Genomic DNA, 24,447 nt, shown 5'->3' with positions numbered 1-24,447 from the left:
CGAAGTCTCCACGACCGCCTTTGCGACACCTCGGCACGGCAGCACACTCGGCGCCCGTGCCGTACGGCACGGGCGTGCACTGCTTGCCGAAGGTCTCGCTGGCCGATCCGTAAAAGGATCCGCCTCCGGGCGCCGGCTCAGGCGAGCTGAGCAGTATGTCGACGGTCCGGCGAAGAGCTACTCCCCTTCTGCGCCGTCCATCGTACGGGAAGCCCCGCGCCGGAAGCCGTACCGGAACCCACACCGCCCGAACACTTGTCGTGTCATGTACGCGTCATTACCTTCTAACCCCACGCACACCTCCCCGCAACACGGCCCGGCGAGCATTCCCTCGCTCGCACCGCAACGCCCCACACCCCAAGGGAGTTCGCATGCCGAAGTTCTACGCGCGTCGACGGTTCAGCATACTGGCGGCGCTCACCGGAGTCATGGCCTCGGTCGCGGTTTTCAACAGCCCGACCGCCTCCGCCGCCCTCCCCACCCCGGTCAGCGCCACCACCGCCCGCACCTACCTCGCCTCGCTCACCGTGGCGACCGAGGACCGCACCGGCTACAACCGTGACCTCTTCCCGCACTGGATCACCCAGTCCGGCGCCTGCAACACCCGCGAGGTCGTCCTCAAGCGCGACGGCACGAACGTCGTCCAGGACTCCTCCTGCGCCGCCACCAGCGGCAGCTGGTACTCCGTGTACGACGGCGCCACCTGGACCGCCGCCTCCGACGTCGACATCGACCACCTCGTCCCGCTCGCCGAGGCCTGGGACTCCGGCGCCGACAGCTGGACCACCTCCCGCCGCCAGTCCTTCGCCAACGACCTGACCCGCCCGCAGCTCATCGCCGTCACCGACAACGTCAACCAGGCCAAGGGCGACCAGGACCCGGCCACCTGGATGCCGTCGCGCACCACCTACCGCTGCACCTACGTGCGCGCCTGGGTCCAGGTGAAGTACTACTACGACCTCTCGGTCGACTCGGCCGAGAAGAGCGCGCTCACGAACTACCTCGCGAGCTGCTGACCCACCCGCTTTCGCCAACTGTTGATCTCAGGTTCCGCAAACCGTGACCTGCGGAACCTCCCCGCTCACCTCCGTCGTTCCGTACCGTACGGGGCGATGGCGGAGGGTGAGCCGAAGGGGCGCGCCGGTGTCGAGACGGCGAACGCGCGGAGGCCCGAAGGGCTGAGCACGTTCGCCGTCTCGACACCGGCTGAGGCGCCCCGGAGGGGAACCCGACCAGAGAAAGGGCGGGTGATCACGTGGCGGAACTGCGCCTGGGACCACTGCTGAGATACGCGGACGGCTCGTCCGCGACCGTCTGGGTCGAGACGAGCCGTCCGTGCGCCACCGAGGTGCGCTGCGCGGACGGCGCCGGCGGCGAGATGCGCACCTTCCAGGTCGAGGGCCATCACTACGCCCTCGTCCCGGTGACCGGCCTCACCCCGGGCACGACACAGTCGTACGAGGTCTTCCTCGACGGCACGCGCGTGTGGCCGCTGCCCGACTCGCCGTTCCCCGACTCCGTCATCCGCACCCCGGCCGACGGCGACCCCGTCCGCGTCGCCTTCGGCTCCTGCCGCTGGGCCGCCCCGCCGGCCGACGAGAAGGACCCGGTCGGCCCAGACGCCCTGGACACCCTCGCGGCCAGGATCGCCGCCGACCCCGGTGGCGAACGGCCGGACGTCCTGCTGCTGCTGGGCGACCAGGTGTACGCCGACGAGACCTCCAACGCCACCCGCCGCTGGCTGGCCGCCCGCCGCGACCTGAGCGACCCGCCGGGCAGCGAGGTGGCGGACTACGAGGAGTACACCCGCCTCTATTACGAGTCCTGGCTCGACCCCGAGGTCCGCTGGCTGCTGTCCACCGTGCCCAGCTGCATGATCTTCGACGACCACGACGTCATAGACGACTGGAACACCTCCGCCGCCTGGCTCGCCGACATGCGGGCCACGGACTGGTGGCAGGAGCGGCTGCTGAGCGGCCTGATGTCGTACTGGGTGCACCAGCACCTGGGCAACCTCTCGCCGGATGAGCTGGCGGCGGATCCGCTGTACGCGGCCGTGCGCGAGACGCCTGACGGCACGGACGCGGTGCGCGCCTTCGCCGCCGGAGCCGACGCCGACCCGGCCTCGGTCCGCTGGAGCTACCGCCGCGACTTCGGCCGCGTCCGCCTGCTGATGGTGGACACCCGGGCGGCCCGCGTCCTCGACGAGGAGAGCCGCTCGATGCTCCACCCGGGCGAGGCCGAGTGGCTGCGCGAGCAGGCGCTGGACAAGCCCGGATCGTACGACCACCTCCTCATCGGCACCTCTCTGCCCTGGCTGCTGCCGCACCTGGTGCACGACGCCGAGGCGTGGAACGCGGCGCTGTGCAGGGGCGAGAAGGGCGCCCGCTGGGCCCGCTTCGGGGAGGATCTGCGGCGGCGGGCCGACCTGGAGCACTGGGCCGCCTTCCCGGCGTCCTTCGACGCGCTGGCGGCGCTGCTCGCCGAGGCCGGCACGGGGCCGGACGCGCCGGCGACGGTGCTCGTGCTGTCCGGGGACGTGCATCACGCGTACGTGGCCGAGCCGAAGTGGCCTGCCGGTTCGGCATCCGGTTCTTCTTCCGGTTCTTCTTCCGGCTCGGCATCCGGCTCGGCTTCCGGTTCTTCTTCCGGCTCGGCATCCGGCTCGTCTTCCGGCTCGTCTTCCCGGCCGCCTTCCGGGCCGCCGGACGCCCGCGTCCTCCAGCTGACCTGCTCCCCCGTCCACAACTCCATCCCCCTGTCGATCCGGCTCGGCTTCCGCTTCGGCTGGAGCGCGGTGGCCCGCGCCCTCGGCCGGCGCTTCGCCGGGCACGGCGGCTGTCCGAAGCCGCCGGTCGACTGGCGCCGGACGGGCGGGCCCTGGTTCGGCAACCAGCTCATGACACTGACGCTGCGGGGGCGTTCGGCCCGGCTGCGGCTGGATCAGGCGCGCGAGGTCCGGGACGGGAAGCCGCGGCTGGTGACGGTCACGGAGTCCGATCTCGTCCCGTAATCCGCCTGTTGGGTCCGTTTGTTGCGCCCGTGACACGAGATGCTCGTGACGCGTCCCACAGTCCTGGTCCCCCGGTCTCGGCTCCCCCCACTCCCGACGGCATGATGAGGCGGACCGTCCGCTTCCCGTGGGCGGTCTGCCGCCCCCCTCGGCCACCAGCCGGCTCCGCCACGCGCCCCCCACGCCCGGGAGTAACACCCTTGCCCGCACCGACCACGGACCACGTGCCCGTCTCCGTCGCCCTGGTCGGCGCCGGCCCCCGTGGCACCAGCGTTCTGGAACGCCTCTGCGCCTCCGCGCCGGAGCTCCTCCCGCCCGGCGTACGACTGACGGTCCACGTCGTCGACCCGGCACCGCCCGGCCCCGGCCGCGTCTGGCGCACCGCTCAGTCGCCCGAGTTGCTGATGAACACCGTGGCCTCGCAGGTGACCCTGTTCACCGACGACAGCGTGGACTGCTCGGGCCCGATCCGGCCGGGCCCGAGCCTGTACGAGTGGGCGGCCGGCGCGCTGGGCGCGGACGCGTACCCGACCCGCGCGCACTACGGCCGGTACCTGGAGTGGGTGTTCGCGCGGACGGTGCGCGAGGCGCCGCCCGCCGTGCGCGTCGAGACGCACGCGGCACGGGCCGTACGGCTCGACGACGGCCCCGACGGCCGCCAGTCGATCGCCCTCGACGACGGCCGCACCCTGCCCGGCCTGTCCGCGGTCGTCCTCGCCCAGGGCCATCTGCCGGTGGTCGCGGACACCACCGGGCGGCGGCTCGCCGCGTACGCCGAACGCCACGGCCTGTGCTACGTCCCGCCCGCCAACCCGGCCGACGTCGACCTGACCGCCGTACCGCCGGGCGAATCGGTCCTGCTGCGCGGCCTGGGCCTCAACTTCTTCGACCACACGGCCCTGTTGACCACCGGCCGCGGCGGCCGTTTCGTCGACGGCGGCCCGGGCCTGCGTTACCTGTCCTCCGGCCGCGAGCCGCGCCTGTACGCCGGTTCACGGCGCGGCATCCCGTACCAGGCGCGCGGCGACAACGCGAAGGGCCCCTACGGCCGTCACCTCCCGCTCGTCCTCACCGACGAGGTGATCGCCCGCTTCCGCAAACGCGCCGACTCGGGCGAGGCCCCGGACTTCCTCGCGGAGATATGGCCGTTGGTGGCGAAGGAGGTGGAGACGGTCTACTACGAGGCGCTGGTCCGGGCTCCCGGCTTCAGGGACCGGTTCCTGGCCACCGCGCACGGCAGCGTTCAGGAGGCCGCCGTACTGGACGAGTTCGGCGTGCCGAGGGCCGACCGCTGGTCGTGGGACCGGATGTCCCGCCCGTACGCGGGGCAGGACTTCGCCGGCCCGGACGCCTGGCGGGACTGGCTGCTGGCGCATTTGCGCGAGGACGCCGCCCAGGCCGCCCTCGGCAATGTCGCCGGTCCGTTGAAGGCGGCCCTGGACGTGCTGCGGGACCTGCGCAACGAGTTGCGGCAGATCGTCGATCACGGCGGGCTGGCGGGTGCCTCCCACCGGGATCATCTGGACCGCTGGTACACCCCGCTCAACGCCTTCCTGTCCATCGGCCCGCCCCGGCGGCGCGTCGAGGAGCTGGTCGCGCTGGTGGAGGCGGGTGTGGTGGAGGTGCTCGGGCCCGGTCTTGAGGTCCGCGAGGAGGACGGGGCGTGGGTGGCGCACTCCCCCGACGTGCCGGGCTCCGCCGTACGCGTGACGACGCTCATAGAGGCGCGGCTTCCGGAACCGGATCTGCGGCGGACGGCCGACGATCTGCTCGCCGGGCTGCTGAAGACCGGCCAGTGCCGGCCGCACACCGTGGACGGGTACGAAACAGGCGGACTGGACGTGACGGAGCGGCCGTACCGTCTGGTCGACCGTCAAGGCCGCGCGCATCCAAGGCGGTTCGCCTTCGGGGTGCCCACGGAAGGCGTGCACTGGGTGACCGCGGCGGGGGCCAGGCCAGGTGTGGATTCGGTCACGCTTTCGGACGCGGATGCGGTGGCGAGAGCGGCTCTACGTGCGGCGGCGGCTGAAACGGAAGGGCAAGGAGAGGCAAACCAGTGGCCAAATGTTGAACTTGAAAGCATTGGTTAGGGACACCTAACGTGGGTGGCTCACTCGGTTCTGTCCCCAGACCGGTCCACCACCCCACGGACCGGCCCATCCGAAGGAGTACCCCCCACCATGACCGCACGCCTCAACAGCGCCCAGCCATACGCGCTCGGCCTGTTCCGGATCGTGATCGGCCTGCTCTTCGTCTGCCACGGGGCCGCCAAGCTGTTCGGTGTCCTCGGGGGCGCCGACGGTAACGGCGGCACGGTCGACACCGGTACCTGGCCCAGCTGGTACGCGGGTGTGATCGAGCTGGTCGGCGGCTCGTTAGTGCTGCTGGGTCTGGGCACGCGGGCCGCCGCGTTCATCTGCTCGGGCTCGATGGCGTACGCGTACTTCAAGATGCACCAGACCAACGCGCTGTGGCCCATGGAGAACGGCGGCGAGTCCGCGGCGATGTACTGCTGGGCCTTCCTGCTGCTGGTCTTCACCGGCTCCGGAGCCCTCGGCGTGGACCAGTTGCTCGCCAAGCGCTCCACGGCGACGGAGAAGCGGGCGGCGGAACACAGGCCGGTGGCGGCCTGATCCACGGCCGCCCCGCGCCGTTCTCGTGACGGCTTGGGTCTCATGACGGCTTGGGCCTCATGACGGCTTGGGCCTCATGGCGGCTTGGGCCTCATGACGGCTTCGGCCGGGTGAACATGCCGTGCCGAACACACGAGCCCCCCGTGAATCTCCTGCCACACCCCACGCGTACGCTGTATGGCTGTTATGGGCCGCTCCTGCCGCTCTCCCGCGACATCGCGGCAAGGCCGGGTTCCGGCGGCCACGGGGGATCACGGGGAGCTTGCGGTGCTGGAAAGTATGGAGAGTGTGGGGCTGCTGACCGGCAGCCCCTGGATCTACGCGGCGGTGGCCCTCTCGGTCCTCCTCGACGTTTTCGTGCCGGTGCTGCCCAGCGGCGTCCTGGTCATCACGGCCGCCACGGCGGCGGCCGCGGGTTCCGGTGCGGCGACCGGCCAGGTCCCGAACGAGGTCCCCGACATCCTGGCCCTCATACTCTGCGCGACCACCGCGTCCGTGCTGGGCGACCTGGTGGCGTACCGCCTGGCCTGGCGCGGCGGGGCCCGCCTGGACCGCGCGATCGCCCGTTCCCGTCGGCTGACCACCGCGCAGGAACGTCTCGGCACGGCCCTCGCCCGCGGTGGCGGCGCGCTGGTCGTCCTGGCCCGCTTCGCCCCGGCCGGCCGCTCGGTCGTCTCCCTCGGCGCCGGCGCCGCCCACCGCCGCGCCCGCGACTTCCTCCCCTGGTCCGCCCTGGCAGGCCTCTCCTGGGCCGCCTACAGCGTCGCCCTCGGTTACTTCGGCGCCCAGTGGCTGGGCACGACGTGGCTGGCGACAGGGGTGTCGGTACTGGCGCTGTTCGGGGCTGGGGCGGGGGCGGCGTATGTGATGCGCCGGCAACCTGCCTAGCCCGCGGGCAGTCGTGCCTCCCCAGTGCCTTAGGGGCCTGGGGGACCTCCATGGGCGGCGCCCGTTCCAAAGAGGGCGGCACCCCGCAAGCGCCGGGCTGCGCGAACACCCCCCAGCACCAACGCCAGGCCACCGCGAACCCCGCCCCGCGCTACCCGGCCTTACGCCCAGCCACCCCCCGCACCTCCAGCCCGGCCAGCAACTCAGCCGTAGCCTCCGCGATCACGTCCACGGCCCGGTCGAACACCTCCTGGTTGTGCGCGGCCGGCGCCCGAAAGCCGGACACCTTCCGCACGTACTGCAGGGCAGCGGCCCGAATCTCTTCCTCCGTCGCCTCCTCGGGCAACACAGGCGGACGAAGCGTCTTGATACTGCGGCACATACGACCAGTCTCGCTCCCAGCGGCGAAGACCGCCTGGGAATACCCCCAACCGTCCGCGCAATTGTTCCGAGCATGACCACCAAGACCACCGCCCAAGATCTGCGTCAGCGGCGGCAGCGGGCTTCCGTCACCCTCTGACGCCCTGCGATGATCTTCCCCGAGGCGGCCACCGTCCCGGGGCCGACCGACGAGAGGAACCCGCATCATGGCGTCCGACGCGTACGACGAACTCACCGTGGCCGTCCTCGGCCCCGGCGGCACCGGCGGCCTGCTCGCCGCACTCCTGTCCCGGGCCGGGCACCGGGTGATCTGCCTGGCCGGCGACGAGACGGCCCAGGCCCTGCGCACGGACGGAATCCGGGTCCGCAGCGGGCAGTTCGGCGACTTCACGGCCCGCGTCGAGGCGGACACCGCGCTGCGCGAGCCGGTGGACGCCTGCCTGGTCGCGGTCAAGCACACCTCCCTCGACGCCGCCCTCGACCGACTCCCGCCCGAGACCCTCGGCGACGGTCTGGTCGTACCGCTCCTGAACGGTGTCGAACACCCGGCGACCCTGCGCGCCCGCTACCGCCCGGACCGCGTCGCCCCCGCCGTCATCCGCGTCGAGTCGACGCGTGTCGCGCCGGGGGTGATCGAGCACGGCAGTCCCTTCGCCGAGGTCGACCTGGCCGGCGACGACGTGCCCAAGGAGCGCCTCGACGCCCTGGCGCAGGCGCTCACGGCCGCCGGTCCGACCACCCGCGTGCTGGCCGACGAGTCGGCGGCGCTGTGGGCGAAGATGTCGTTCCTCGCTCCCTTCGCGCTCTTGACGACCCGTCACGGACTCCCGCTGGGAGACGTACGCACGCACCACCGCGAGGAGTTGACGACCCTGGTGGAGGAGACGGCGGCGGTGAGCGCCGCGTGCGGCGGCCCGGCGGACCCGGCCCAGGCGCTCGCCCGCTACGACGCCTTCCCGCCGCAGATGAAGTCGTCGATGCAGCGCGACGCGGAAGCCGGCCGCCCGCTCGAACTGGACGCGATCGGCGGCGCGTTGCTGCGCGCGGCGGCGCGACACGGGGTGGACGTGCCCGTGACGGCCCGCCTGATGAGGGAGTTGACGGACGCCGGGCACTGACGCTCCGCGTGCCCTACCCGGCGCGTGTCGGTCGGACGAGGCCGGTCTGGTAGGCGATGACGACGAGTTGGGCGCGGTCGCGGGCGCCCAGCTTGGTCAGAGCGCGCTGGATGTGGGTGCGGACCGTCAGCACGCTGAGGACGAGTTGCCCGGCGATCTCGTCGTTGGACTTTCCCTCGGCGGCCAGGGCGGTGACCTGTCGTTCGCGCGGGGTGAGGTCGTTCAGGCGCTCCGGGGGTGCCAGGAGGGCGCCGGGCGCCGGCGCGGTGAGGAAACGGGTGATGAGGGCGCGGGTGGCGCCGGGTGAGAGGAGGGCTTCTCCGGCGGCACGTCTACGCAGGGGAGTTCGAGCGCACGGGACTCACCGGCGCGCTCAACCGCTACCGCGCCATGGACCACGACTGGAAGGACCTCGCCGGTTTCGCCGGCGCCCCCGTCACCCAGCCGTCCCTGTTCCTGGGCGGAGCCCTGGACGCCTCGACGACCTGGCTCTCCGACGCGATCGCCGCCTTCCCGACGACCCTGCCCGGCCTGCGCGCCTCGCACATCCTCGAAGGCTGCGGCCACTGGATCCAGCAGGAACGCCCCGAGGAGGTCAACCGCCACCTGCTCGACTGGCTGACCTCCCTGCCGACCGTCTGAGCACCGCCGCCCGTGTCCCGACGGGCGGCTCTCAGTACTTGGTGGGGAACAAGGCGAGCCTGGCCTTGCTGCCGGAGACCCACTTCACCCAGATCTTCAGGTTGTTGAACTTGACCGTGCCACCCGGACTGGTGCTGCCGCTCAGATACCCTCCGCCCGTGGTGGTGGCCGACATCTTCACGGCTCCGGAGCTGATGTGCGTGATCTTCAGCTTCCCGAACCCGAACTTGCGGCTGTCGACCTTGATGGTCTTGGGCGCCGACACAGTGCCCTCGCACCGCCCGTCGTAGCAGGGTCTCTGGGCGGCATGCGCCACCGGCGTCATCAGGCCGAACCCCAGTGCGCCCGCCATGGTCAGCGTCGTGGCGGTCGTCGCGGCTCGCCTGCGCATACCCGTACTCATCAGTTGGACCTCCTGTTGTGGGGGATTCCCGCCCGGCATTGGTAACCCGCCGGTCCCGGGACCGCTCCCGTGGCGGCAGGCTGTCCTGTGCCACCGAACCTTGAGCGCATGCCGGCGAAGTTTGAGTGGCGTTGAGTCACTTCGGCCGTCCGCCCCGGCATCAATCGTCTTTCCTGCCCGGCCGCCGAAGGCTAGTGTTCGGGTGCAGCGAGTGACCCACGAGGAGTTGCAGACATGCCCGGTCGTCCGAGCGCGCGTTGACGTTGTAGGCCGTGATCGGCCTGTCATCGCGTGCTGCCCTTGATGTTGCGGCACAGCGAGCCTTCCCCTGCCTGAATCGCGGGCGCACCTGGTGTGCGCCGGGTGATGGGCCTCGTCGTCGGCAATCCAAGGGATCTTCGTGCCGTCCGCTTCCTCCGCCGTATCCGATTCCAGTCGATCTGTTCCGCCAAGTCTGTGGCGGGATCGCGACTTCCGCAGACTTTGGGTGGGTCAGACGGCCTCCCAACTCGGCGAACACACCACTCTGATCGTTCTCCCGCTCTTCGCCGTCCTGACGCTCAACGCCGGCGCCGGCGAGTTGGGCGTCCTCCGCGCGGTGGGGCAGGCGCCGCTGCTGTTGCTCTCGCTCTTCGTCGGCGCGTGGGTGGACCGGTGGCGGACCCGCACGGTGATGGTGGTGACGGACGCCGGCCGGACCCTGATACTGGGCGCCGCCGCCGTGGCCGGTCTCCTCGGGTGGCTCGGTCTGCCCGCGCTGCTCGTGGTCGCCTTCGCCGTCGGGGCGCTGTCCGTGTTCTTCGACGTGGCCTATCAGGCGTCTGTCGTACGACTGGTGAAACGCGATCAGTTACTGCGGGGCAACAGCGCGCTCGAGGGCAGCCGGTCCGCGGCGCAGATCGGCGGGCCCGCCCTCGGCGGTGCGTCGGTGTCACTGCTGTCGGCGCCGATCGCTGCTGCCTTGAGCGCGTCGTTTTTCGCGCTGTCGTTCCTGTCGATCCGGCGGATCCGTCGGACCGAATCGATCCCGGAGCGCTCGGAACGTCCCCCGCGGGTATGGCGGCGGATCCATGAGGGCCTCCGCTTTGTCGTCGGCGACACCTCGCTGCGGACCGTGTGCCTCGCCTCGGCGGCCTTCCAATTCTCCTTGGCGGCCATGATGACCGTCTATCTGCTCTTCCTGCCGCGGGAACTGCACTTGTCCGGCACCACCGTCGGGCTGGCGCTCGCGGCGACGGGGCCGGGCGCGCTGCTGGGCGCGATGCTGGCCGCCCGCCTGCCGAGCCGGTTCGGATACGGCCCGGTGCTCGTGTCCGCGGCCGCACTCGGCGACGGCGTGTTCCTGTGTGTGCCCGCGCTGCACGGCTCCTCTGCGGTGACGGTTCCCGCGCTCCTGGTGATCAACTTCGTGTTCGGGACCGCCGGCCAGTTGGTGAATGTCACGGTCATGGCGGTGCGGCAGGCCGTCACTCCGGATGACATGCAAGGCCGCACGGCCGCGACGATCACGTTTGTCGGCATGGGGATGGCCCCGCTCGGCTCGCTGCTCGGCGGGTTTCTCGCGATGGAGTGGGGGCTGCGCACCAGCCTCCTGGTGACGGCCGCAGGCATGATGTTGTCCCCGGTGGTGATGGCTTTGTCCCCGCTCGCCCGCCTGGGACGGGCGCTTCCGGCCCTCGCAGAACCCGCCGGCGACCCACGACGCGCAGTCCAGCGGCGCCGGGCAGCAGGGCACCGCTGAGCCGGCGGCAGCCCTTCGCCCTCCATTCCTGACTGCCGACGCCCCCGTCGAGCAGGGCAAGTGCGGCGTGTGGCTGTGTCACCGGGGCGATATCGGCGGCCGTCAGCTTGCCCTCGTAAGCCAGCTGCACAGCGGTCTCCTCACCGAGTCCAGCCAGTGCAACCGCCTGCGCATGGCTGAGGTCCTCGCGGCTGGCGAGCGTTGAGGCGACATCGGCGTCCGCGATCTCGTTCAGCCGGTTGACCAGCTCTGCCGGCAGCGCCGGGCTGGCGGCGAGCCCGCACAGGACATGGTTCGCAGGAGCATCCTGCCCGGAGGGTGATCGAAGTCGCTCAGTCACACCCGTTCGCATGAACCACCGGAAGGAACTCGCCACCCAAATTCGAACAGGCGTAGCATTGCGCCGTGGCTACGACCTATGACTTTCCGAGTGACCTCCTCGCCGGTCAGGAGGAGCTGCATCAGGTCCGGGCCGAGCTGTCGGCCCTGCTCAAGCGGCTCCCCTGGTCGGTCGAGCCGCTGGACGGTTTCAGTGACGCGGGCGGCTGGCGCAAGGTGGAGCGCCCCGCATCCCCCGGCTGGACGGCCGACGAACAGGCCGAGGTGGAGAAGCTGCGGCAGCGCGAGCACGAACTCGCGATCTTCGTCAGCGGCCACCGCTTCTGGACGGAGGTCGCGACGGCGGAGCGCGTGGACGCCCGGATGCGGCTGAAGCACGCGCACGAGGCTCGAGAGCAATCGGAGGAAGCGAAGTCCTGAACCGAGAAGACCCCGGCCACGATCGGCCGGGGTCTTCTCCTGGTGTGGGCGCGGACGGTTTCGAACCGCCGACATCCTGCTTGTAAGGCAGGCGCTCTACCCCTGAGCTACGCACCCGAGACAAGTCGACAGCCTACCTTGCCCGGGACAGTGCCCCGCAAACCCGTATCGCGGGCCGAGTGCGGGGGTTGACCCCGGTGGTCGGTCGCCGTCGCCAAGGACCCGAAGGTGACCTGGTCGATGAAGGGCGGCCGGCTCGTCCTGCGGATGACGTGCTCCGGCGTGGTCGTCGACTGCGCGGCCAAGCACCGGAACGACGTGCCACGCGGTGTCGCAGTGAAAGTCGAGGACGGTGACGGCAGCGTGCGCGCGGGGCTTCGAGTCGCCGCTGAGCATCCGTACGGGCGACGGCTCCGTCCGCGTCACCGACTCCACCGGCCCGCTGGAGCTGCGTACCGGCGACGGGTCCGTGCGCACCGAGGTCTCCTCGCGCCGGGTCCGCACCCCCACCGGGGACGGTTCGGTGCACCTCGAACTCGGCGCCGTACCGGACCTTGTGGAGTCGCGCAGCGGCGACGGATCGGTGACCGTCGCACTGCCCCGGGCCACTTACCGCGTGACGACCGAGACCGGCGACGGCGTGCAGGACGTGTCCGTGCCCCGGGACGACTCCAGCTCCCACGTGGTGTCCGCCCGGAGCGGCGACGGCAAAGTCATGGTCCGAACAGCGAACTGACCGGCCCGTGTGTTCGTCCTTAACCGGTGGGAGAATGACAACCGGGCAGGACGACCACAGCACGGGAGAGGGATGTGACGGCGACACCATCGCAGCCGTACTCGCCGTTGGTGCCGCGCGCACCCCGCTCCGTGCGCCCCGCGCTCCGCGACACCCTCACCCTGATCGGCCTGCCGCTCGTCGTCGCGCTCGCGCTGCCCGCCGCCTTCGCCGGTGGCGGCACCCGGCGCTGGTTCGGCGGGCGCGCGGAGAGCCAGCGGGCCGAGGCGCAGGCCGCGAAGGACGCCGCCGCGGCCGCCTTCTATGAGCTCGACACCGCTCAGCGGGATCTGCGGATCTCGATAGAGACCATCACGGCCGTCGACGACTCCCCCGCCGCCCGGCGCGCGGTCGCCGACTTCCAGGCGCTGGGGCAGCGGATCGACGAGGCCAGTCACCGCTACATCCAGGCCGTCGACGCGCACGACCTCGACCGGGACGACCTGGAGGCCTCGGCCGCCGCGCAGGCGCGCACCGCCCTCACCGGGGCCAAGGAGGAGCTGGGGCGGGTCAAGCAGGACCTGGACCGGTTCACGGCCGGGCTCGGGTCGCTGCTCGGCAAGGCCGAGACCCAGCTGGCCCGGCTCGCCCCGGCGGTCGAACGGGCCAGGCAGGGGCTGCTCGCCGCGTCGAACGCCCTCGATGCCGTACGAGGATCGGGTCTGAAGGCGGACGATCTCGCCGCCCGCCTCGCCGCCCTCGCGCCCGAACTGACCAAGCTGAACCAGGGCGCCGGAGCGCACGGCGTCCCCCAGACGCTGGAGCGTGCCGAGCGGGTCGCACGGGAGGCCGAGGCGGTCCGCGTGGAGGCCGAACGGCTGCCGGAGCGGGCCGCCGAGATCGACCACCGGCTCGTCTCCCTGCGCACCCGCGCCCAGGCGCTCACCACCCGCGCCGGCCAGGTCGAGCCGGTGCTGAGCGAACTGCGGCGACGGTTCACTGTGGCCTGCTGGCAGGATCTCCAGCATGTGCCGGAGCAGGCCGCGGAGAGCGTCGCGCAGGCCGAGGTGAAGCTGCGCGAGGCACAGGCCGCACGTGACGAGCAGCGGTGGCCGGACTCGACCGCCCTGCTGTCGACGGTGCGGGCACTGCTGAACACGACCGACGAGTCCGTCTCCGCCGCCGGGGACCGGCTGCGCCGGCTGAACGCCGTGCAGAAGGACCCGCAGCAGGAGGTCGACCGCACCCGCTTCGCCATCCGGGACGCCCAGCGACTGGCCATGGCCGGCCGCAACACCCCCGACCCCCGCCACGCCCGCCCGCTGGACGACGCGGTCGCCCGCCTCGACCGCGCGATCGGCACGCTGGACGGCCGCCACCCCGACTACTGGCACTTCCTGACGGAGACGGAAGCGGTACGGCAGGCGGTGGCCCGGGTCGTGACCCAGATCCGCGAGGAGCGCGGCGCCGGGCACTGACCGGCACCGGCACCCGTCCTACGGTGCCACTGGCCTACGACGGCAGTGGCCCACGGCAGCGGAAGCCTACGAAGGACCGCGCACGCCGGTTAACCTGTGCGCATGCCTCGCTACGAGTACCGCTGCCGGACCTGCGGCGACACCTTCGAACTGAGCCGTCCGATGGCGGAGTCCTCCGCCCCCGCCGACTGCCCCTCGGGCCACGACGACACGGTGAAGCTCCTGTCGACGGTGGCGGTCGGCGGCTCGGCCTCCGCGTCGGCCCCGGCCCCGGCGCCCCGGGCGGGTGGCGGCGGGGGCGGCTGCTGCGGCGGGGGGTGCTGCGGCTGACGGCCGACGGCCGCCCGCCTCGTCTCCTCCTGGTTCAGCTGCCCAGGTAGCGCAGCACGGCCAGCACCCTGCGCGAGTAGCCCTCACCCCCTGCCAGCTCCAGCTTGTCGAAGATCGCGTTGATGTGTTTCTCGACCCCGCTCTGCGAGATGTGCAGCCGCCGCGCGATCGCCGCGTTCGTGTGTCCCTGCGCCATCTCGGCCAGCACGTCCCGCTCCCGCGCGGTGAGCCGGCCGAGCAGGTCGGTGTGCGTGGTGCGGCCGAGCAGCTGTCGTACGACCTCGGGGTCGAAGGCGGCGCGTCCGCGGGCCACACGTTCCAACGCGTCCAGGAACTCGTCGACTTGGACCACCCGGTCCTTGAGCAGATAGCCCACCCCTTCCGAGTCGCCGGTCAGCAACTCCGTCGTGTAACGCTTCTCCACGTACTGCGACAGCACCAGCACACCGACCCCCGGCCAGCGCTCGCGGATCTCCAGGGCCGCGCGCAGTCCTTCGTCGCTGTGCGTGGGCGGCATCCGCACGTCGGCGACGACCACGTCCGGCCGGTCCTCGGCGACAGCCTTCAGCAGCAGCTCGGCGTTGCCGACGGCGGCGATCACCTCGTGTCCCTCCTCCGCGAGCAGGCGGACGAGGCCTTCTCTCAGCAGGGTCGAGTCCTCGGCCAGGATCACGCGCATGGCAGCTCCGCGGTCACTACGGTGGGCCCGCCCGGCGGGCTGGTCACATCGAGGCGGCCGTCGAGGGCGGCGACGCGCCGGGCGAGCCCGAACAGCCCGCTGCCCCCGGCGTTCGCCCCGCCGTGGCCGTCGTCCTCGACACACACGTACACGAACGCGTCCTCCGCTCCCACGGCCACGGTTATCCGGCTCGCCGCCGCGTGCTTGACCGCGTTCGTGACGGCTTCGCAGACGACGAAGTACGCGACCGTCGCCACGGCCCGCTCCGGCTCCGCGGTGAGGTCGTACTCCACCCGTACCGGCACCGACGTCCGCTCGGCGACCGTCTCCAGCGCCGCCCGCAGGCCGGCCTCGTCCAGCGTCGTCGGATAGATCCGCCAGGCCACCTCGCGCAGCTCGTCCAGGGCCCGGCCGCTCTCCTCGTGTGCCTGTCTCAGCAGCCGGTCCAGCCGGTCGGGGTCCTGGCTGCGCCGGGCGCGGCCGATGAGCATGCCGAGGGCGACGAGACGCTGCTGCACGCCGTCGTGCAGGTCGCGCTCGATGCGGCGCCGCTCGTCGTGCACCGCGTCGACCACCGCCGCCCGGCTCGCGGACAGCTCCTCGATCCGCCGCTCCAGTTCCTCCTGGTGGCGGGGGCCGAGGAGACGGCGCGCCAACCGCCCCTCCAGCTCGGCGACTCCGTATATCCCCTGCACGGCGAGGAACAGCAGGAAGAGTCCGCCGAGGCTGGTGACGGTGATGGCCCAGGGGTACCGGACGTCACCCGGCAGCAGCCATGCGTACGTCCACAGGGAGCCGTACGCGAGGCCGACCGCCACCGACAGCATCACGACCGCGCCCAGGAGGCCCAGGGCCCAGCGACAGGCCACGTACCGCAGGGCCTGCACGTCCTGGTACGGGGGCGTGACGTGGACCCGCAGCCAGATCCTCAGCCGGGCGCGCTCCAGGTCCGCCAGTCTTCGCGCGCCCGCGAGAAAGAGGGGGAGCACGGCGCGACGGCCGGACGGCCAGGCCGCGACGGGCGCCAGGGCCAGGCCGGCCAGGAGGGTGAAGGGCAGCTCGACGGCCGCCGTGGCGGCTCCCATGATGAGCCCCACCGCGCACCGCGTCCCACGTCGTGCCATATCTCGCATGATCGCGAGGCTAGCCGGGCGGAAGGTGCGTGCACACTGCGGAAAACCGCAATTCCCGACTGAGGTGAACCGCAACGGACCGTGCGGTTTTCCTCAGGGATTCTTCAGCCGCGATTTTCTACCGTGATCGACATGACAGCCATCGCAGCGCGGACGGCCGCGGCCGGGGACCCGGCACCGCAGTGGATCAACTCCCTCATGGACACGCTGGGCGCGCCCGGCGCCGGTATCGCCATCGCCCTGGAGAACCTCTTCCCTCCCCTGCCCAGCGAGGTGATCCTGCCGCTCGCGGGATTCGCCGCGAGCACCGGGCAGATGAGCCTGCTCGCCGCCCTGCTGTGGACGACCGCCGGTTCGGTGATCGGCGCACTCGCGCTGTACGGAGTCGGTGCGCTGCTCGGCCGTGACCGTACGGTGGCGATAGCGGGCCGGCTGCCACTGGTGAAGGTCTCGGACATGGAGAAGACGGAGGCGTGGTTCCTGCGGCACGGGACCAAGGCGGTGTTCTTCGGCCGGATGATCCCCATCTTCCGCAGCCTGATATCGGTGCCGGCGGGCGTGGAGCGGATGCGCCTGAGCGTGTTCCTCGGCCTGACCACGCTGGGCAGTGCGATCTGGAACACGGCGTTCGTGATGGCGGGTTACGCGCTGGGCGACAACTGGCCCGAGGTCACGCACATCGTCTCCACCTACTCGAAGGTGGTCCTCGTCGTGGCCGCCCTGGCGGTCCTGGCGTTCGTCCTGATACGGGTGCTGCGGCGGCCGGGGGCGGGCCGCCGCAGGCGGGAGCGGGACATGAGCCCACACCCGTAGACCAGAAGTCGACAGGTGCGGGCACCGACCCGGCCGCTCAGGCCACCCCCTGCCGCACCACGCGCAGGAACTCCCGCAGGATCCGCTCCCCCGCCAGCACTCCCCGCTCGGGCAGGGCGCTGATCGCCGGAGCGGTCCAGCCGACGTCCGCGAGTTCGCCGTGGCCCGGGCGCCAGCCCTGGTCCGCGGCGAGGAGCAGGTCGGCGTCGAGGAGGGAGTCGCCGGCGGCCAGGGTGAGGTCGGCGCCGGTGCGGCGGGCGACCTCGTGCATGGCCGCGCTCTTGGTGAGCGGCTTGGGGACGGCGTAGAGCTTGCGGCCCTGGAGGGAGACCGTCCAGCCCCGGTTCTCCGCCCAGACCGCGAGTTCCTTCACCCAGTCCTCGGGGAGCAGTTCCCGTTCGACGACCAGGTAGGCGAAGAGGTCCTCGGCGATCCGGTGCTTGCGGACCCAGAGCGGGTCGGCCGTCGTCATCAGGTGCTCGCGCACCTCGTCCAGCGGCGCGCACTCGTCGGCCAGCCGGGCCGTCACCCGGGCGTGCCAGTCGAGGTCGGACACGCCGTCCACCAGGAGGTGACCGCCGTTCGCGCAGATCGCGTACTTGGGCTCCAGGCCCGGGAGGCTGATGCGCTGGTACTGCTTGCGGGTCCGGGTCGTCGTCGGCACGAAGACCGCCGCGTCGCCGAGGTCCGTGAGCAGTGCGGCCGCCGTCTCCGTCAGGTACGACAGGGGCTTGCTCTCGTGCACCTCGACGCACAGCAGCCGGGGCGCCCGCGCGTCCGGCATGGTCAGCGCGAGGGCCGCGGAGGAGTAGATGAGCGTACGGTCGAGGTCGCTGGCCACCAGTACCGGCATCAGACGGTCACCGCCTTGCCGTCGGCGCCGGTCGCGCCCCGGGTGTACTTGGGGTGGATCAACCCGACGCAGGTGTAGGGGAGTTCGGTGACCTCTTCCACCGGGACACCTCTCTGTTCGGCCAGCAGGCGGACGTGGTCCAGGTCGGCGCCCGCTCCGGCGCGAGCCAGGATCTTCCACGGCACGCGGCGCAGCAGCACGCGCGTGGTCTCGCCGACGCCGGGCTTGACGAGGTTGACGTCGTGGATGCCGTACTCCTCGCTGATGCGTTCGACGGCCGCCCAGCCCTCCCAGGTCGGGGCGCGCTCGCCGGACAGCAGTTCCTTGGCCTGTGCGTCGACCGCGTCCTCGACCTCCGGGAAGCGGGCGGACACCGCGTCGAGGAACGCCACGGACACGTCCGTGCCGGCGAGTTCGCGGTAGAACTTCGCGCCGTGGAAGTCGTGGGGCCCCACCAGGTCGGCGCGGAGCACCGTGCGCGATATCAGGCCGGACACCGTCGAGTTGAGGCAGGCGGAGGGGATGAGGAAGTCCTCGCGGGTGCCGTAGGTGCGGACGCAGGAGCCAGGGTCGGCGAGGACCGCGATCTCCGGATCGAAGCCGGTGATGCCGTCGGAGGCTTCGAACTCCTCGAGAGCGTCGGCGAGTTCTCGGGTGATGGCGCCCTTGCCGGTCCAGCCGTCGACGAAGACGACGTCCCGCGGGTCGTGGTGGCCGGCGAGCCAGCGCAGCGCGTTGGCGTCGATGCCGCGGCCGCGCACGATCGACACGGCGTAGTGCGGCAGGTCGAGGCCGTGCCGGTACTGGGCCCAGCGGCGCATCAGGATGCCGATGGGGGTGCCCGCGCGGGCCAGCGACACCAGGACGGGCCGGGGAGACCGCTCGGCGAGCACGAGCTCGGTGACCGCGCCGACCGCCTGCGCCAGCCGTGCCGCCGAATCGTCCAGCGCGGCGTGGAAGAGCGCCTGGTACTGCTCGCTGGGCTGGTACTCCACCGGCAGCGACTCCGCGTAGTGCGCGCCGCCGCTCTGGATGGCCTCCTCGCGCTCCTCGGTCGGCGCCTCCAGCGTCACGTCCGAGAGGTCCTGGAGCAGCCAGCCGACCTCTTCGGGCGCGTACGAGGAGAAGGCGGGGCCGCGCAGGGGCTCGGGCAGCATGGGGAGGGGCCTTTCGGGGGCGTACAGCGGCTCGGGGACGTATGACGGGACGACCGCCAGGACGACCTGCGGGGTGTGGGCGGCCAGTTGGGCGAGCAGTCCGTCGGGCGCGTGCAGCGCGGGGGTGTCCGCGACCGAGTCGACCACGGCGACGACCGCGTCGAAGCCGCCGCCGGCGACGTTGTAGGCGTAGCGCTCGCCGGGGCCGTCGGCCGGGTCGTCGTGCGCGGGGAAGACGAGGCGGCTGCGTATCGCGTAGCCGGGGTCGTCGACGGCGAGGACGGGTGAGCGGGTGGTGGTGGAGTAGCACACCTCGGCGCCGACGGTGTCAGCGGTGTCTGCGAGCTGCTCCAGCGCGCGGGCCAGCCGCAGCGGGGCGTACATCAGCTCCTCGAAGCCGAGGACGAGCACGCGCCGGGCGCCCGGGGGCAGCGCCTCCGCGAGCCGGGCGGCCATGGCGGGGAGGGCGCCCTCCAGACGCTCGCGGTGGGCGGGCGTGAAGCCGTGCCGTCCGCCGTCGGGCAGCCCACGGGGCCAGCGCAGCTCGACTCGGGCCATCTGCCCGTAGGACCGGGTGGAGGGCATCGGCGGGGACTCGTGCCGGGCCACCAGTTCCTGCCCCTTCTCCAGCACGCCCTCCGGGAGCCGTACGGTCCCCGAGGCGGCCGCCACCAGGTCCACGCGGGCGCCGATCTCCCGCGCGAACTCCTCCAGCCGGCCCGCGTCCGCTGCCGAGCGCATGTCGACGAGGGCAACGACCACGTACCGGCGTCGCGGATAGCGCTCGTGCAGGGCACGAATGGTGTTCAGGACCGTGTTTCCGGTGGAGAACTCGTCGTCGACCAGGACCAGCGGCCCGTCGCCGACCAGCAGCGCCGGGTCCTGAGGCAGCAGCAGGTGGGAGGTGGCGTGCGAGTGGGACTCCTCGAAACCGCCCGCCGTCGCCACACCGGGGACCGGGCGGCGGGTGGAGTGCAGGTAGGGGGCGAGGCCCAGGCCGTCGGCGACGGAGTGACCGAGGCCGGTGGCGGTCTCGGCATAGCCGAGGACGACCGCCGTACGGGCCTCGTCGGTGCCCAGCAGGTCGCGGACGCGGCGGCCGAGGGCGAAGCCGTGGCCGTAGACCACGGACGGCGACTGCGGTACGTGCTTGCCGAGCACGTTCGAGACGAGCAGGTGCGCCCGCTTGGGGTTGCGGCGCAGCGCGAGCCCCAGCAGGTCGGTCAGCTCGTCGTCGCCCACCAGCTCGACGCCGAGCCGTTCGGCGACCCAGCTGCCGGACCAGACCCCGTTGTTCACTGCGTAGTTCATGCGTCCCTTGGTATTCAGCGGGTATTGAGCGCCATTCGGCGACGGTCGCCCATGTTCGGCGATGTTCAGTCGGGGATTCCGGCGGCGAGCAGCTCCACGAAGCCGATGTCCTCGTTCGCCACGCCGAAAACCTCGGCGCGCAGCATGGTCCGCTCGGCCCATGCGCGATGCGGCTTCACTTCATTCATTTTGTTCGTGTAGGCCGACCTGAGCACACCCCCGCCGCAGCGTTCGGGCCGCAGGATGTCCTGGGCGTCGCTGAACTCCTCGTGACTGACCACCGACAGTGCGTGCACCGGCAGCACGTGGGAGGGGTGGATGCAGGTCTTGCCGAGCAGGCCGTTGGCCTGGTCGAGGGTGATCTCGCGCAGCAGCCCGTCCATGGAGTGCTCGATGAGCGCCTCGCGCAGTTCCTCCGCCTGCCCCTCCAGGAAGGGGCTGCGGCGCAGCTGGGGCTTGAACATACGTTCCTGCACGCGGAAGTACTCCCAGACCGGCCCGGTCACCGTGAAGCCGGTGCCGTCGGCCCGTCCCAGCATGTTCACCACGTCGGCGATCACGGAGGCGACGATCTGGACGTCGTAGGCGGTCATGTCGGGGGCTCTGCGCAGGCCGTACGAGGAGCAGAAGTCGGTCACGCCGAGGCGCAGGGCCAGCACCCGCTCGCGGTACTTGTCGATGGCGCGGAAGATGCCCTCGAGGGTTTCCACGCGCGACTCGCGGTACAGCAGCTCGGGCGACTCCAGCACCGGCATGGCGAACAGCCGCCGCCCGCTCTCGGCCTCGGCCGTCGTGAGCGACTCCAGGAAGGGGATGCCGCGCTCCTCGGTGAACTTCGGCATCACGAATCCGGACAGCAGCCGGGCGGCGGGGCCGAGTCGTCGTACGAGGTCGGGGATCTGCTCGGGCCCGCGGACCCGGATGAACAGCAGCGGCAGGTCCAGCACGGCGGCCTCGCCCCGCCCGTCCAGCCCGGCCCGTTCGGCGAGGGCCGTGAACTGTCGTACGAGGTTCTCCTCGGCGTCCGCGACGTCCTCGTCGCCGATCGAGTCCTCCAGGCACAGCACCATCGAGACCACGCCGCGTCCGGTCTGCTTGACGATGTCGTCGGCGAGCCGCGGCCGCGTGGCCGGACTGTAGAGCGTGGCGCCCAGGGCCACGGAGAGCAGCCGGGACGGGGAATCCGCGGTGAACCGGCAGGGCTCCTGGTGGAAGAGGCGCTGCCGCACCTCAGGGGCGATGTGCCCGAAATGACGCATAGAACTCCCCCGTGGTGGCTGAACGACCCCTGTGATCCGTTCGCAGGTGGCCGGTAATAGTACGTAGGGATCCATGTCTGGGGTTCCCGTCGGGCATGAATTTCAGGTAACGCGGACAAGCACAGCCAAGCACGTCCAAGCACAGCCAAGCGTAGGCAAGCACGCCCAAACACGCGGATCGGCTCCCCCCGCATTGTCGTGACCAGGACCGAGAGGGCAGGATGATCGCATGACGCACGCGATGCTGAAGGGGTCGAACGTCCCGCTCGAAGCCACGACGGTACGCGCCGTGCTGCGCTGGGCGCCCGGGCCGGGAGTCCCGGACGTCGACGCCTCGGCGCTGCTCCTCGGCCCCGACGGCCGTGTGCGGTCCGACGAGGACTTCGTCTTCTACAACCAGCCCCGGCACCCCTCCGGCAAGTGCTGGCGGCTCGGCAAGAAACGCGTCGCCGAAGGTCCCACCGACACGATCCAGACAGATCTGGCAGGTGTCGAGCCCGACGTCAGCCGGATTCTGCTGGTCGCTTCGGCGGAGGGCGTCACCTTCGACCGCGTACAGGGCCTGCGCATCCTGCTGTACGACGCGACGGTCGCCGACGGTGAGCCGCTGGCCTACTTCGACGTCAAGCCGGAGACGGGCGAGGAGACCGCGCTGATCTGCGGTGAGCTGTACCGGCGCGGGGAGGGCTGGAAGTTCCGGGCGCTGGGCGAGGGCTATTCGAACGGGCTGCAGGGCCTGGCCACCGACTACGGCATCTCGGTGGACGAGTCGGAGGGCGCCGAGGAGCCCGCGCAGAGCCCGCCCCCCACGTCCGTCCAGACCACCCCCGCCCAGCCGCTGCCGCCGGAGCAGCCGACGGGGGTCCCGGCGCAGCCGGCGTACGGCTACCCGCAGCAGACGCCGGCGACGCAGCCGGCGTACGGCTATCCGCATCCCACCAGCCCGCCCGCGTACGGCTACCCCCAGGCGCCGGCCGCTGCGGCTGCCGCCACAGGGGCGCAGGGCGGCTACGGCTATCCGCCGCCGGTCACGGCCGCACCTGACCAGGAGTTCCGGATGCCGCCGCAGGGTCCGCAGTTCATCGGGCGTTAGAGAAGCGGGCGTCAGAGAAGCGGGCGCCGGAAAAACGCCACAGCCTCAACGCTCCGCCTTCGCCTTGTAACCCCGCCCCCACTGCAACCCCCATCCGTACAACCGGTCCAGCTCCGCCTGGAACCCGTACACGAACTTCACCTCGCGGCGGACCATCATCTCCCCCTTGACGTTCTCGATCATCACGACCGCGCAGGAGCGGGCCTGGGGGTGTCGCTCGTCGAGATGTATCTCGATGCGCGGGCCGTTGCTGGGGTACAGCGTGACGATCGCGTGGGTGCGGTCGAACGCGGGGGTCTGGTCGTAGATGTAGACGAAGACCAGCAGCCGTTTGATGGCGTCCCGGTGGTCGAGGTTGACGTAGAGCGTCTCACCGGACGCCGAACCGAACCGGTCGTCCCCGCTGAGCTTCACGTACGGCGGTCCGTTGGCGTCGCCGAGGTAGCCGCCGAGCGGTTGGACCACGCCCTTGGTGCCGTCCTGGAGCTCGTACAGGACGCCCAGGTCGAGGTCGACGTTGACCATGCTCTGGCTGTGTCCGAGGACCTCCGGCGGCTTGAGCGCCTTGAAGGGGTGCCGCAGCAGGCTCTCGCGCTGGGACCCGCCGATGTCGGACGTCCGCATCCGCCAGTTCAGGTTGACGCGCAGATGGCCGGTGGCCGCGCCCTGCTTGGTGAGGGAGACCTGGCTGTGCCGTTTGGTCAGCTCGATGGAGTTCGTCGCCGCGTTGCCCGAGTCGAACTCGGCCGCCCGACCACGCCAGAGTCCGTCCAAGAAGCCCATTCCCGCCCCCACGTTCACTCGACAGACAGGCGGGGCGGCCGGAGGACACATCCTCGTCGGCCGCCCCGCACAGAGCGTTCCTCACTCGCGGGGGTGTCACACCCCGGATGAGACCTCAGTCTTCTCGTCCGGGGAGCCCGCCGCTTTTCCCTCGGCAGCCGCCAGTGCCCGGTTGCGGCGCACGGAGGACCAGAAGGACCAGGCGATCAGGATGACACCGATGCTGCCGGTGATGAGCTCGTGGATCTCGTACTGGATGGTGACCAGGAGGATCACGGCGAGCGCGCCGATCGCGTAGTGCGCGCCGTGCTCCAGGTAGACGTAGTCGTCGAGGGTGCCCTGGCGGACCAGGTAGACCGTGAGCGACCGGACGTACATGGCGCCGATGCCGAGGCCGAGGGCCATCAGGACGATGTCGTTGGTGATGGCGAAGGCGCCGATCACGCCGTCGAAGGAGAAGGACGCGTCCAGGACCTCGAGGTAGAGGAACATGAAGAACGCGGCCTTGCCGGCCAGGACGACCGCCGAGCGTGGCTTGCCCTCGCGTACCGCAGCTTCCTCCGCCTCGTGCTCGCGTTCCTCCTCTTCTTCGAGCTTGTCCTCGAAGTAGCCGGAGAGACCGCCGACGATCATGTACGTGATGAGACCGCCGACACCGGACAGCAGAACCGTCTCCGCCTTGTCCGCGCTCCCGGCATGCAGGTGGGCGTGGGTCGCGAAGGTCATCGCGGAGATCAGCAGCACGATCAGCGCGATACAGACCGAGAGCATGTCAACCTTGCCGAGCTTGGCCAGCGGCCGCTCGATCCAGCCGAGCCACTTGATGTCCCGGTCCTCGAAGATGAAGTCGAGGAAGATCATCAGCAGGAACATGCCACCGAAGGCCGCGATCGCCGGGTGGGCGTCGGTGACGAGCTGCTCGTAACGGTCCTTGTCGGTCAGCGCGAGGTCGACGGCCTCGATGGGGCCCATCGAGGCGCTGACGGCGACGATGACGACAGGAAAGACCAGCCGCATACCGAATACGGCGATCAGAATGCCGATCGTGAGGAAGATCTTCTGCCAGAAGGCGGACATCTTCTTCAGGATTCCGGCGTTGACCACTGCGTTGTCGAAGGACAGCGAGATCTCAAGGACGGAGAGGATCGCCACGATACCGAAGGCGGTCCACCCCCCGATGAAGACCGCCGCGACGAGGCCGAGCGCGGTGACCGCGAACGACCAGCCGAAGGTTTTCAGAACCACTGGCTACCCAATCCCTTGTG

The 24,447-nt window shown here is 71.2% G+C and carries 21 protein-coding genes, 1 tRNA gene and 3 pseudogenes; 14 read left to right on the top strand and 11 right to left on the bottom strand.

Annotation, left to right across the window (positions count from 1 at the left end; genetic code table 11):
- Positions 1 to 371 precede the first annotated feature (371 nt).
- The 5 genes from CLM62_RS31625 (at position 372) to CLM62_RS31600 (ending at position 6,534) form a co-directional block, all read left to right on the top strand.
- Positions 372 to 1,016, top strand: coding sequence for an HNH endonuclease family protein (locus CLM62_RS31625; RefSeq protein ID WP_095753314.1), 645 nt, complete (start codon positions 372 to 374; stop codon positions 1,014 to 1,016).
- A gap of 239 nt (positions 1,017 to 1,255) precedes the next feature.
- Positions 1,256 to 3,013, top strand: coding sequence for an alkaline phosphatase D family protein (locus CLM62_RS31615; RefSeq protein WP_095753313.1), 1,758 nt, complete (start codon positions 1,256 to 1,258; stop codon positions 3,011 to 3,013).
- Between the two features lie 200 nt (positions 3,014 to 3,213).
- Positions 3,214 to 5,103, top strand: coding sequence for an FAD/NAD(P)-binding protein (locus tag CLM62_RS31610; protein WP_257004205.1), 1,890 nt, complete (start codon positions 3,214 to 3,216; stop codon positions 5,101 to 5,103).
- Positions 5,104 to 5,193: 90 nt separating this feature from the next.
- Complete coding sequence (locus tag CLM62_RS31605) at positions 5,194 to 5,646, top strand: DoxX family protein (protein ID WP_095753311.1); 453 nt, start codon at positions 5,194 to 5,196, stop codon at positions 5,644 to 5,646.
- 279 nt (positions 5,647 to 5,925) lie between these two features.
- A complete protein-coding gene (locus CLM62_RS31600) occupies positions 5,926 to 6,534 on the top strand; it encodes a VTT domain-containing protein (RefSeq protein WP_179382301.1) in 609 nt (202 codons plus the stop codon).
- Between the two features lie 151 nt (positions 6,535 to 6,685).
- Here CLM62_RS31600 and CLM62_RS31595 read toward each other — a convergent pair whose 3' ends face one another.
- A complete protein-coding gene (locus CLM62_RS31595; RefSeq protein ID WP_095753309.1) occupies positions 6,686 to 6,916 on the bottom strand; it encodes a DUF2277 domain-containing protein in 231 nt (76 codons plus the stop codon).
- Positions 6,917 to 7,121: 205 nt separating this feature from the next.
- Here CLM62_RS31595 and CLM62_RS31590 point away from each other — a divergent pair, with 205 nt between their 5' ends.
- Positions 7,122 to 8,033 carry a ketopantoate reductase family protein gene (locus CLM62_RS31590; RefSeq protein WP_095753308.1) on the top strand — a complete coding sequence of 304 codons (912 nt, stop codon included), beginning with the start codon at positions 7,122 to 7,124 and terminating at the stop codon, positions 8,031 to 8,033.
- Between the two features lie 13 nt (positions 8,034 to 8,046).
- Here the strand turns inward: CLM62_RS31590 and CLM62_RS31585 are convergent.
- A pseudogene (locus CLM62_RS31585) lies at positions 8,047 to 8,373 on the bottom strand (response regulator transcription factor); the annotation flags it as partial.
- Here CLM62_RS31585 and CLM62_RS31580 point away from each other — a divergent pair.
- A pseudogene (locus CLM62_RS31580) lies at positions 8,364 to 8,675 on the top strand (alpha/beta fold hydrolase); the annotation flags it as partial. The pseudogenes CLM62_RS31585 and CLM62_RS31580 sit on opposite strands and share 10 nt — an antisense overlap.
- Positions 8,676 to 8,706: 31 nt before the next feature.
- Here CLM62_RS31580 and CLM62_RS31575 read toward each other — a convergent pair.
- Entirely contained in the window at positions 8,707 to 9,078 is a 372-nt protein-coding gene (locus CLM62_RS31575) for a hypothetical protein (protein ID WP_095753307.1), read from the bottom strand.
- A 400-nt stretch (positions 9,079 to 9,478) separates the two neighbouring features.
- Here CLM62_RS31575 and CLM62_RS31570 point away from each other — a divergent pair, with 400 nt between their 5' ends.
- Both CLM62_RS31570 and CLM62_RS31560 read left to right on the top strand, forming a co-directional pair.
- On the top strand, positions 9,479 to 10,819 hold the full coding sequence (locus tag CLM62_RS31570; RefSeq protein WP_095753306.1) for an MFS transporter: 1,341 nt from the start codon (positions 9,479 to 9,481) through the stop codon (positions 10,817 to 10,819).
- 405 nt (positions 10,820 to 11,224) lie between these two features.
- Positions 11,225 to 11,578: a hypothetical protein gene (locus CLM62_RS31560; RefSeq protein WP_095753305.1), complete on the top strand. Its 354-nt coding sequence runs from the start codon at positions 11,225 to 11,227 to the stop codon at positions 11,576 to 11,578.
- A 45-nt stretch (positions 11,579 to 11,623) separates the two neighbouring features.
- Here the strand turns inward: CLM62_RS31560 and CLM62_RS31555 are convergent.
- Positions 11,624 to 11,695 (bottom strand) — tRNA-Val (locus CLM62_RS31555).
- A 78-nt stretch (positions 11,696 to 11,773) separates the two neighbouring features.
- On the opposite strand from CLM62_RS31555, the pseudogene CLM62_RS31550 reads away from it, so the two are divergent.
- From CLM62_RS31550 to CLM62_RS31540, 3 genes and pseudogenes are all read left to right on the top strand, one after another.
- A pseudogene (locus tag CLM62_RS31550) lies at positions 11,774 to 12,314 on the top strand (DUF4097 family beta strand repeat-containing protein); the annotation flags it as partial.
- A 74-nt stretch (positions 12,315 to 12,388) separates the two neighbouring features.
- A complete protein-coding gene (locus CLM62_RS31545; protein ID WP_095753304.1) occupies positions 12,389 to 13,771 on the top strand; it encodes a hypothetical protein in 1,383 nt (460 codons plus the stop codon).
- Between the two features lie 102 nt (positions 13,772 to 13,873).
- Positions 13,874 to 14,101, top strand: a complete 228-nt coding sequence (locus CLM62_RS31540; RefSeq protein WP_095753303.1) for a zinc ribbon domain-containing protein — start codon at positions 13,874 to 13,876, stop codon at positions 14,099 to 14,101.
- 34 nt (positions 14,102 to 14,135) lie between these two features.
- Here the strand turns inward: CLM62_RS31540 and CLM62_RS31535 are convergent, their stop codons facing one another.
- Entirely contained in the window at positions 14,136 to 14,780 is a 645-nt protein-coding gene (locus CLM62_RS31535; RefSeq protein WP_172629395.1) for a response regulator transcription factor, read from the bottom strand.
- Entirely contained in the window at positions 14,771 to 15,913 is a 1,143-nt protein-coding gene (locus tag CLM62_RS31530; protein ID WP_095753302.1) for a histidine kinase, read from the bottom strand. Before CLM62_RS31530 ends, CLM62_RS31535 begins: the two co-directional genes overlap by 10 nt.
- Before the next feature lie 132 nt (positions 15,914 to 16,045).
- Here CLM62_RS31530 and CLM62_RS31525 point away from each other — a divergent pair, with 132 nt between their 5' ends.
- Positions 16,046 to 16,726, top strand: coding sequence for a DedA family protein (locus CLM62_RS31525; protein ID WP_179382299.1), 681 nt, complete (start codon positions 16,046 to 16,048; stop codon positions 16,724 to 16,726).
- Between the two features lie 37 nt (positions 16,727 to 16,763).
- Here the strand turns inward: CLM62_RS31525 and CLM62_RS31520 are convergent, their stop codons facing one another.
- The 3 genes from CLM62_RS31520 to CLM62_RS31510 all read right to left on the bottom strand — a co-directional run bounded on the left by CLM62_RS31520 (position 16,764) and on the right by CLM62_RS31510 (position 21,306).
- The gene (locus tag CLM62_RS31520; protein ID WP_095753300.1) at positions 16,764 to 17,579 is read right to left on the bottom strand and encodes an HAD family hydrolase; all 816 of its coding nucleotides are present in this window, start codon (positions 17,577 to 17,579) and stop codon (positions 16,764 to 16,766) included.
- Positions 17,579 to 20,047, bottom strand: a complete 2,469-nt coding sequence (locus CLM62_RS31515; RefSeq protein WP_095753299.1) for a phosphoribosyltransferase — start codon at positions 20,045 to 20,047, stop codon at positions 17,579 to 17,581. Before CLM62_RS31515 ends, CLM62_RS31520 begins: the two co-directional genes overlap by 1 nt.
- 65 nt (positions 20,048 to 20,112) lie before the next feature.
- On the bottom strand, positions 20,113 to 21,306 hold the full coding sequence (locus tag CLM62_RS31510; RefSeq protein ID WP_095753298.1) for an HpcH/HpaI aldolase/citrate lyase family protein: 1,194 nt from the start codon (positions 21,304 to 21,306) through the stop codon (positions 20,113 to 20,115).
- Between the two features lie 229 nt (positions 21,307 to 21,535).
- Between CLM62_RS31510 and CLM62_RS31505 the strand changes: the two genes are divergently transcribed.
- A complete protein-coding gene (locus CLM62_RS31505; RefSeq protein ID WP_095753297.1) occupies positions 21,536 to 22,399 on the top strand; it encodes a TerD family protein in 864 nt (287 codons plus the stop codon).
- A gap of 45 nt (positions 22,400 to 22,444) precedes the next feature.
- On the opposite strand, the gene CLM62_RS31500 is transcribed toward CLM62_RS31505, so the two are convergent.
- On the bottom strand, positions 22,445 to 23,182 hold the full coding sequence (locus tag CLM62_RS31500; RefSeq protein WP_095753296.1) for a Tellurium resistance: 738 nt from the start codon (positions 23,180 to 23,182) through the stop codon (positions 22,445 to 22,447).
- A 96-nt stretch (positions 23,183 to 23,278) separates the two neighbouring features.
- The gene (locus CLM62_RS31495) at positions 23,279 to 24,427 is read right to left on the bottom strand and encodes a DUF475 domain-containing protein (protein ID WP_095753295.1); all 1,149 of its coding nucleotides are present in this window, start codon (positions 24,425 to 24,427) and stop codon (positions 23,279 to 23,281) included.
- Between the last annotated feature and the right edge of the window lie 20 nt (positions 24,428 to 24,447).

Source organism: Streptomyces sp. SA15 (assembly GCF_002291145.1).
Taxonomy (GTDB): Bacteria; Actinomycetota; Actinomycetes; order Streptomycetales; family Streptomycetaceae; genus Streptomyces.
This window is presented reverse-complemented; position numbering and strand designations above follow the sequence as displayed.